This window comes from Thioclava indica, from assembly GCF_000714545.1.
GTDB lineage: Bacteria > Pseudomonadota > Alphaproteobacteria > Rhodobacterales > Rhodobacteraceae > Thioclava > Thioclava indica.
The window spans coordinates 1-2,142 of the sequence record NZ_AUNB01000083.1 but is presented as its reverse complement, the minus strand read 5'-3'; the positions used below and the strand labels follow the sequence as shown (position 1 = coordinate 2,142).

The 2,142-nt window shown below is 57.1% G+C and carries 2 protein-coding genes and 1 pseudogene; 1 reads left to right on the top strand and 2 read right to left on the bottom strand.

Annotation, left to right across the window (positions count from 1 at the left end; genetic code table 11):
* Nucleotides 1–272: pseudogene (locus tag DT23_RS16905) on the bottom strand (IS3 family transposase); the annotation flags it as partial.
* Between the two features lie 216 nt (nucleotides 273–488).
* A complete protein-coding gene (locus tag DT23_RS16900) occupies nucleotides 489–1,220 on the bottom strand; it encodes an SDR family oxidoreductase (RefSeq protein ID WP_038133205.1) in 732 nt (243 codons plus the stop codon).
* 176 nt (nucleotides 1,221–1,396) lie between these two features.
* On the opposite strand from DT23_RS16900, the gene DT23_RS16895 reads away from it, so the two are divergent.
* On the top strand, nucleotides 1,397–2,142 hold a 746-nt coding region (locus DT23_RS16895; RefSeq protein ID WP_051697390.1), incomplete at its 3' end, for an AraC family transcriptional regulator.

Genomic DNA, 2,142 nt, shown 5'->3' with positions numbered 1-2,142 from the left:
ACGGCGCACCGTTTACGAACCTTGCGCGTGGCCCAGTCCATTATTGCTACCAGATAGAGGAAGCCGTTTTTGATCGGCACAAAGGTGATATCGGCGCACCAGACCTGGTTGGGCCGGTCGATCACCATCTTCCTCAGCAGATACGGATAGACTGGATGCTGCGAGTGCGGCTGGCTCGTTCTGGGGCGTTTGTAGATGGCTTCCAACCCCATCTTCGCCATCAGCCGCCTGACGCCGTGGCGGCCCACGACGGTGCCTTCCCTACGCAGATAAGCCGCAAAGCCTGACAAGAAAAGCGCTCGCCGTGAATTCAGAACGACTATTTCTGCGCGTGCAAACGTTAGTTTTTCCACAGAAGGGCGGAGAGCAGTCATTCGCTGCGATTTCCACGAATGACTGCTTTTCTGGACTTGCATTGACAGCTCAAAACGAGACCTCGACTACCAAAGCGTCAACCCGAGTGCCGAAGCTGTGATGAGTTTCCTGGCTTACGCCGGCTGACGTGTCGCCGCGATAGTGATGTCGCGGATGTTCACGCCTTGTGGCTGTGCATACATAAACGTGGCCGCCCGGGCGATATCGTCCGCCACCAGCACTCCCCCCATCGAGGTTTTCCAGTCCTCATAGCCGTCAACAATATCCTTGTCGGTGGTGTGGCTCAGTAGCTCGGTTTCCACGGCACCCGGATAGATCGCCATCACGCGCACGCCGCTTTCGGCAACTTCTTCGCGTAGGTTCTCTGTAATCCCTGTGACGGCAAATTTGCTGCCCGTATAGGCGGCGTGGTTGGGAAAAGTTTTCTTGCCTGCGACAGAGCTAACGTTCAAAATTGTCCCGCTGTTGCGCGCTTTCATACCGCGCAAGACCGCTTGCGTCGCGCCAAGCAACGCAAGTACGTTCACATTGAACATGCGCTGCCATTCTGTGGGCTCTTGTACATCCATCGCCCCGAGCAGCATGACGCCCGCGTTGTTCACCAAGAAATCAACAGGACCATAAGCAACCTCCGCCTCGTCGATGGCAGCGGTCAAGGCCGCTGTGTCGGTCACATCGACACAGCGGCATATCGCGTTCGGCAAGCCGAGCGCCTCAAGGCGGTCTGCGCGGCGCGCGAGGAGCAACAGGGGATGCCCTGCGTCAGACAAGTGCCGCGCAATTGCGGCCCCGATGCCCGAAGAAGCTCCGGTGATGACGGCGAGTGGCTTGGTGGTCTGTGTCACTGTTTTGGCCCTTTCAATCTTGGCATTTGATGGGCTTTAGATGGGGGAGAACGATCGATCTGGGAATGAAGGAACCTATTGAAGACTTGCACAATCCTATCGCATTGCGGGTTGCGACTGGCGCAGAGCGCCGCATATGTACTATTTTCGTGTCGCGCCACTAACGGAGACCAGCAATGGACTTGTTTGAAGAGCTGAAAGAACGGCACGGGTTTGAAGCCGGTGCAGGCTTTGTCGAAACCGCGCTACCGGGAGTGCGCTTCTTTTGGTCTACCGAGGCGGTCGCGCGCGCACCGCTGATCTACAACGCCGGTTTGGTGCTGATCTTGCAGGGGAATAAAATTGGTTATCTGGGTGACCGAGTTTTCCACTACAACCCCGATCATTACCTTGTGCTGTCTGTACCGCTGCCCTTCGACTGCGAGACGTATGCGACACCTGATGACCCTATGTTGGGTCTGTTTGTTGATATCGAACGTGCAGATTTGATAGCGTTTTTGAATTTTATGGAGCTGGATGGCCCCGTCTCCCGCACGGCGACGTCGCTGGGCGTAGCGCCCGCTGAGCTGCACGGCGACATGCGCGATGCGGTCCATCGTTTGATGCGCGCGCTGTGCTCAGATGCGGCCAGTCAGGCACTCGGGGCTGGTATCCTGCGTGAGATCCTTTTCCACGCGATCGAAGGCCCACATGGCCCCTCCCTCCGCGCACTGGCACAAGGGGACACACATCATAGCCGCGTTTCTCAAAGCATTATTACGATCCGCGAGAACTATGCTGACCCGCTCAAAGTCGAGGTCTTGGCCCACGATGCAGGGATGAGCGTGCCGGTGTTTCATCGCGCATTCAAGGCCATCACCGGAACGTCCCCGCTTCAATATCTGAAAGCCACTCGGCTAGCGCGCGCTAAAGGCCTCATTCT